This window comes from Hymenobacter metallicola (genome assembly GCF_004745645.1).
Taxonomy (GTDB): Bacteria; Bacteroidota; Bacteroidia; order Cytophagales; family Hymenobacteraceae; genus Hymenobacter; species Hymenobacter metallicola.
In genome coordinates this window covers 1,077,106-1,083,269 of sequence record NZ_SRMB01000002.1, presented here as the reverse complement: position 1 = coordinate 1,083,269, position 6,164 = coordinate 1,077,106, and the positions used below count along the sequence as shown (strand labels likewise).

Below are 6,164 nucleotides of genomic sequence, written 5' to 3'. Positions count from 1 at the left end.
ACCCCGCGTTCGACTTGCATGTATTAGGCCTGCCGCTAGCGTTCATCCTGAGCCAGGATCAAACTCTCCATTGTATAAATTCCTACACTAGCTCGAAAGCTAGCTGATGTCGAGTGCTGATCCGACTTGTCTAACGAGAAAGTCTCGTTCGTTGTCGCTTGTTTTGCTCTCCTCTGTTACCAGAGAAAAGACTTACCTATTTGTCATTTCCAACTATTCAAAGAACGTGTGCCTCAGCCTGTTGCTGAAACCATGCGCTGACCAAGTCAGCTGCTTTTCCCTTTCTCTCCGCCGAGCGGCGTTCCGTTCGGGGTGGCAAAGGTACGAAGCCTTTTTCGATTCGCAAGTGAAAGTGAAAATTTATTTTTCGACTCTCGCTCTTGTTTCTGTAAGCTACTCCGCTTCCTCTCGAAGCGGGCTGCAAAGGTAAGAACCTTTCTTTTTACTTTCCAAACAACTTAGAAAACTTTTTTCTTCGTTGTTCGTAGCCCGCCTCCACTCGATTTGGGACTGCAAAGGTAAGAGGAGATTTTTAGTTTGCAAGGCCTAAAGAAAAAAACTTTCAACATGCAGCTTCTCCTTGCACCTATGTGGTAGTAAGCTCCTTTAAAGTAATAGGGCTACACTATACGCCAGTGAAGAAGGGGTACTGTTAGCCTAGCGAGTGATGTAACCGTTAGGGAGGCAGGGATAGTTCCAGAGTTGATAATTTTTACGGGTAGGACGCTGGAGCATCAGCCCGCAATTGAGGAAGGTAAGCTTGGTGTACTGGTGAGCGTGGATAGGAGTACACTACTATTAGGTATAAACTCATGCCATATAGTAAGGACGCTTCCTCAGCTACATGATTCCTTTCTCTTATATAAGAGCCTTATCCTCGACTCATGCTGTAATCTGCTCTTTATATAGAAAGGCCTGATCTTATTAGAAAGAACAGCGGTGGATATTAGGCCCTGGAGGAACGATAACTACGAAGCCACGAGTAATTAGCCGCAGGTTAGGGTGAAGTAGGGAATAGTTGGGATGAGAGCTTCGATTGAACAGATGAGCTTACAATAATCAAGTCCTGAATACTTGAGTGCTGACCTGATGCTTCGGTGAGAGCAAGACCTGCCTGTAGGGCTAGTTTACAGCTTGTTGGGACGTGCACTTGTTGGCTCTACTGCATACGGTGTTTTGATATCTGATGGCTGCTACGCTACCGGATGGCTGGTAAGTGTAGACTTAGAAAAGAGCAATTTGTGTTTATTTGATAAGTAAAATATTTATTATCGCTAATTAGGATATTAATCGGCGGTAATCTTAATTTAGAGTTGTCAAAGCCTTATAAAATAGGACTTGATTAATGTATTGGGATGGTGTAACTGATCTTTCAACATTTTCATCTTAGCTATGTACAAAACAATACTCATTCTCCTCTGTGCCTTCATGTGCTTACTTGAGCCACAAGCGACTCAAGCTGCACCTGCCGACGCATTTGCTGTACGGCCTGAACTGGTGGAAAACAACAAGGTGCCCCGCCCTAACTACAAAGCTTATCGCGGCAATAGCCGTCATAAGGCTAAGAAACTGGGTGTATTCAAACGGTGGTCGTTGCGCCGCAAGGCCATGCGTAAGCGTAAGCGCAAAATGAATCCAGTGATTCGAGTCGAAAAACCAACTCGTAACAAGTAGAATTCTGCCGAGGGCTCATTCCGAGCTTTTCGGACAACGTGTTGCGCCAAGCACTGGCCGATCTACGTCAAACTATTGAAAGCCCAACGGGCCAGTAGCTTGACATGGGTCGGCTAGTGTTTTTTGGTGTTAACTAACGGAACCTCAAGTGGTAGTATAAAGTAAAAAACAGTAGGTCCGTTCCAACTGCCTTTCTTGGTAGTCGAGGTTTGTCAGGGCCATATGCGAAAAGCCTTCTCATGTTCTATCTTGGGGTTCTACTCCAAGTGTTTTCTACCCGTTCTATGCCTGAGCAACTGAATACCGTCACCACCTTTTTGAATCTAAGCGAAGCGCTGGAAATAGACCCGGCCGCCTATGCCGATGTGCTGCACGCTGAGGTAGAGCAGATTGAATATCCCAATCTGATGAATAGAACCCTGCAGCGGCGGTCGTTCGATGATATCATTGAACATATTCGGGCTGGGCGGGAGCTAATGGTAAATCCGCGTTTTGAAATGCAGAAAGCACAGGTATGTGCCGACAATAGTATCATCGTGGAGGGCTACTGGCACGCTACGCTGGCTACCGATATAGGATCCATGGTGCGGGGACAAAAACTCTCGGCCCAGTTCTGTGTGTTATTTGAGCTGCGCGACAACAAGATTATTCAGCAGCGTACCTATGCTTGCTATGACCACGTTTAAAGCGATGTTCTGCAGAGAGCCGCTAATAGTTAGCAGTAACCGAATCCTTGATGAACTTTTTTGCGTTTGATAAAAACACCATTTTCAGACTGGTATAGTATTCGCTAGGGAAAGTGGGGAACTCGCTCAACAAGGTTTGTGAACAGGCAGAATTTACTGTTCAGGTTGTTTGTGCGAAGCGTAAAACCATTTTCTCTTCTGCGTTATGTACAAACTCTTCCTCTCTCTCATGCTTGTTCTTCTGACCCTAGTTGAGCCTGGGTCGGCAGTAGCTGAACCAATAAGCGCCCCGGCTACTACCGAGGCAAGTGTAGAAGCGCGGCCGATTCCGCGTCCGAACTACAAGCGCTACAAAGGCCGCAAAAAACACCGTAAGCCAGGGTTCTTTAAGCGCTGGGCTGCCCGTCGCAAAGCCAAGCGGAAGATGCAAGCCACTCCGCGCAAAGGCGTAATTACTGTAGATCCGCCAACGCGCAACCAATAAGAGGAACTCTTTAGCAAAGCTTTTCTGCACGTCAGCCGCATTTTCCGTAAGAGGAAAGTGCGGCTGACGCGTTTATCGGGGACTGGGTACTGCTCATCGAATCAACGACGATTATCTGAATAAAGGAGGCCAACTTGAGGGTTGGTACCCTTGCTTACAACTTTGGTACAAGGATTTTTCTTTCCAGAAGGCCTTGCCTGTTCAAACCTATGCGTGATAGTTCCCCTGGAGCAAGCCTAGATACTGGGGCGACGCTCTGGTCACCTTTTACATACTCTCTGTTTCGAGCTATTTGGATTGCGTCGGTTGTATCCAACATCGGCACCTGGATGCAGAACGTGGCGGGGGTATGGTTGGTCACTACAATGACAACATCAGCGCTGTTAGTGGCTTTGATGCAAACCGCGACCAGCTTGCCCGCCTTCTTATTAAGTATGCCCGCTGGAGCCATGGCCGACCTGATTGACCGGCGAAAGCTACTGCTGCTTACCCAGGGGTTTATGGGTATGGTCGCGTTTGGTCTGGGGGCCCTGACCCTGATGAACCAGATTTCGGCGTTGGGAGTGCTGGCTTTTACCTTTCTGCTTGGTATTGGCGGAGCCATCAACGCCCCGGTGTGGCAGACGGTGACAACGGAACTGGTACCAAGACCGGTATTGCCGTCGGCTATTACCCTCAACGGGGTAAGCAACAACATTGCCCGGGCAATAGGGCCCGCTGTCGGCGGGGTTATTATTGCCTATTACTCGCCAGGATGGGTGTTTTTGCTGAACGGGTTTTCCTTTCTGGGCACTTACGTGGTGATATATACCTGGAAGCGCAGCGAGGATGTGACCAGTGGGCCCGCTGAGAACTTTACGGGGGCACTGCGGGCCGGCTTGCGGTATGTGCAGTACTCGCCTACCATTTACGCAGTGCTCTTTCGCACATTTGCCTTTGCTTTCGGGGCCAGCGCCATGTGGGGGCTGCTTTCGGTGGTAGTAGACCGTAAGCTGCACTTAAGTTCAGGCACTTATGGAGTTATGCTCTCCTGGCTGGGAGCCGGAGCGATAACGGGGGCCTTGCTGATGGGGCGGGCCGGCAACCGGCTTAACTTTAATCAGCGGGTGCTGCTGGGTAGCTTGGGCTTCGTCGGTACCAATATTGGTTTAGCGCTCATAACCCAGGCTTACTGGCTGTACCCGGTTATGTTTATGTCGGGCTTGGCTTGGCTGATGGTGATGACCAGCTTTAGTACCAGTGTGCAGCTGCACGTGCCAAAGTGGGTACAGGCTCGGGTGGTGAGTATGTACATGCTGGTGTTTCAGGCGGGTCTTTCGATAGGCAGCATCGTGTGGGGTGAGCTAGTCGACCGGGTTAGCTTAGAACACTCTTTACTTGGCGCGGCAGTGTGGATGTTGCTTAGCATGGCGTTGGCCATTCCCTTCCCGATGCGCTCGGCAGAGGGGCTGGATCTGGCGCCGGCCGAGCATTGGCCCGACCCGGCCGTGCAGGGCTCCATTGACCCGGATGATGGACCGGTGATGATTATGATTCAATATGAGGTAGCGGCTGCCGACTTACCGGCCTTTCGTCAGGCGGCGGCCCGCCTGACGCGCTTACGGCTGCGGGACGGAGCCTTACGGGCCGGAGTATTTATTGATGTAGCGCATCCAACGCGTATTACGGAGTTTTACTCGGTGGCTACTTGGGGTGAGCACCAGCGCCAGCACCACCGCTTCACTCGGGAAGACCAGGTGGTAGAGGCCCAGGTGCGGCAGTTTCACACGGGGGCAGAAGCTCCGCGCGTGACGCATTTCCTGGCGTTTCCCAAAACCCCCAATATAGAAGTAGCCACGCCCTTTGAAACTATGGAAGGCCAACAGTAAGCTCTCCTGCCGAAGCCCTTACCTACTAACGTGGTACTACAGAAATACCAAAGAGGTGCGCCAGCCCTGGTATAGCAGCCCAAGTAGCCGACCAGAATACTGCGCACCTCCCGTAAAGTCAGAATGTTAGGCCTAGTCTTTTGGCTCAACAAGTTACCACGAACCACTGTTGTTGTTCGGGTCGTCGAAGCCGCCTCCACCCACGTCGTCCGAAGAAGAGTCATCGTAGGAAGAGCTGTCATCAGACGAAAAATAGTCGGGTGAGGCGTCGGCAGCATCCTCAGAGAAATAGTCGGGGGCCGCTGCGTCGTTAGTACCGGAGTTGTCCAGGGCTGGGAAGCCACCACTGGTAGCCGGGCCGGCTGCTCCGTAGCCTAGGGAGGGTGCCGGGTTGTCCGGGTTGAGAGGTTCGCCCTGATGGGGGGTATCGTGGCCGGAAGCCATGCGGTTGCCCAGATACGCCCCGGCAGCAGCAGCGGCCCCGGTCATCAGCACGCCGCCCATTCCGCTGCCCAGGCCGCCTCCACCCGCACGATTGGGCAGAAAGTCGGGCGCCGCTTGTTGACCACCCTGGTTATAAGGGCCAGTCGAGCGGTTGGGCAAAAAGTCGGGGGCACTACTGGGTACGGGACCTGCTGCTGGGGCCGGAGCAGCGCTACGACGGCGAAACATTCGGGTAATCAGCCAGATTATGCCACCAATCAGTAAGGCTCCTATTGCCAGGGTACCCATGCCCAAGCCCGAAGACTCAGGCTCTGCCGGGGTTACTGGGGCCGCAGGGGCTGGCTGGGGCGCGGCAGCGGCCGGTATATCCGAGTTCAGATCAGGATTTGTAGCCGCCCCACCGGTTCCGGCCAGGGGCTCGGAGGCTGTGGCCGGTTGGTTGTTGCGCGGGTTCGATTCGGGGTTGGCAGCCAGCATCAGGGTATTGAGGCCAGCCCGAAGTCCCGCAAAGTAGTTGCCTTGCTTGAAGCGGGGCGTCATATCCTGGTTAATGACGCGGGCCGTTAGCTCGGGCGTAATAGCGCTCCGCAGCCCTGAGCCCGCCTGGATAGTTACTTTGCGCTCCTGCCCACTGAGCAACAGTACTATACCGTTGTTTTTGTCGCGTTGCCCAATACCCCAGGCCTCGCCCAGCGCCCGGCCATAGTCGGCGACGTCGCGGCCGCCCAGCGTGGGCACCGTTACGACCACTATCTGAGTGCCCGTATTGTCGGCGTAGCGCCGCAGCCCGTTTTCGAGGGTTTTCACGTTTGCCTCCGTTAGCAGCTGCGCTTGGTCGTTGACAAAGCGGAAGGGCGAAGGGCGAGCAGGAAGTTCATCTGCTGGCGCGGCTCCCGCGGGCAGCCCTAGGCCAACTGAGACAAACAGAAAGAAGAATAGAAAAAGGCGGTGCATGGCGAGAGAAGTAAAGTGGACGGATGCATCAGTTTTACTTCTCTTCTACGAGCC

General features: G+C 52.8%; 4 protein-coding genes and 1 rRNA gene. 3 read left to right on the top strand and 2 right to left on the bottom strand.

The features are described 5' to 3' along the window. Window positions 1-74, bottom strand: a 16S ribosomal RNA gene (locus tag E5K02_RS15255); the annotation flags it as partial. Window positions 75-1,392: 1,318 nt separating this feature from the next. On the opposite strand from E5K02_RS15255, the gene E5K02_RS15250 reads away from it, so the two are divergent. The 3 genes from E5K02_RS15250 to E5K02_RS15240 all read left to right on the top strand — a co-directional run bounded on the left by E5K02_RS15250 (window position 1,393) and on the right by E5K02_RS15240 (window position 4,712). Then, window positions 1,393-1,674, top strand: coding sequence for a hypothetical protein (locus E5K02_RS15250; RefSeq protein WP_135395962.1), 282 nt, complete (start codon window positions 1,393-1,395; stop codon window positions 1,672-1,674). A 284-nt stretch (window positions 1,675-1,958) separates the two neighbouring features. Next, entirely contained in the window at window positions 1,959-2,360 is a 402-nt protein-coding gene (locus E5K02_RS15245) for a nuclear transport factor 2 family protein (protein ID WP_167856422.1), read from the top strand. Window positions 2,361-3,053: 693 nt separating this feature from the next. Next, entirely contained in the window at window positions 3,054-4,712 is a 1,659-nt protein-coding gene (locus E5K02_RS15240; protein ID WP_135395958.1) for an MFS transporter, read from the top strand. A gap of 153 nt (window positions 4,713-4,865) precedes the next feature. Here the strand turns inward: E5K02_RS15240 and E5K02_RS15235 are convergent, their stop codons facing one another. Further along, a complete protein-coding gene (locus E5K02_RS15235) occupies window positions 4,866-6,110 on the bottom strand; it encodes a TPM domain-containing protein (RefSeq protein WP_135395956.1) in 1,245 nt (414 codons plus the stop codon). Window positions 6,111-6,164 lie beyond the last annotated feature (54 nt).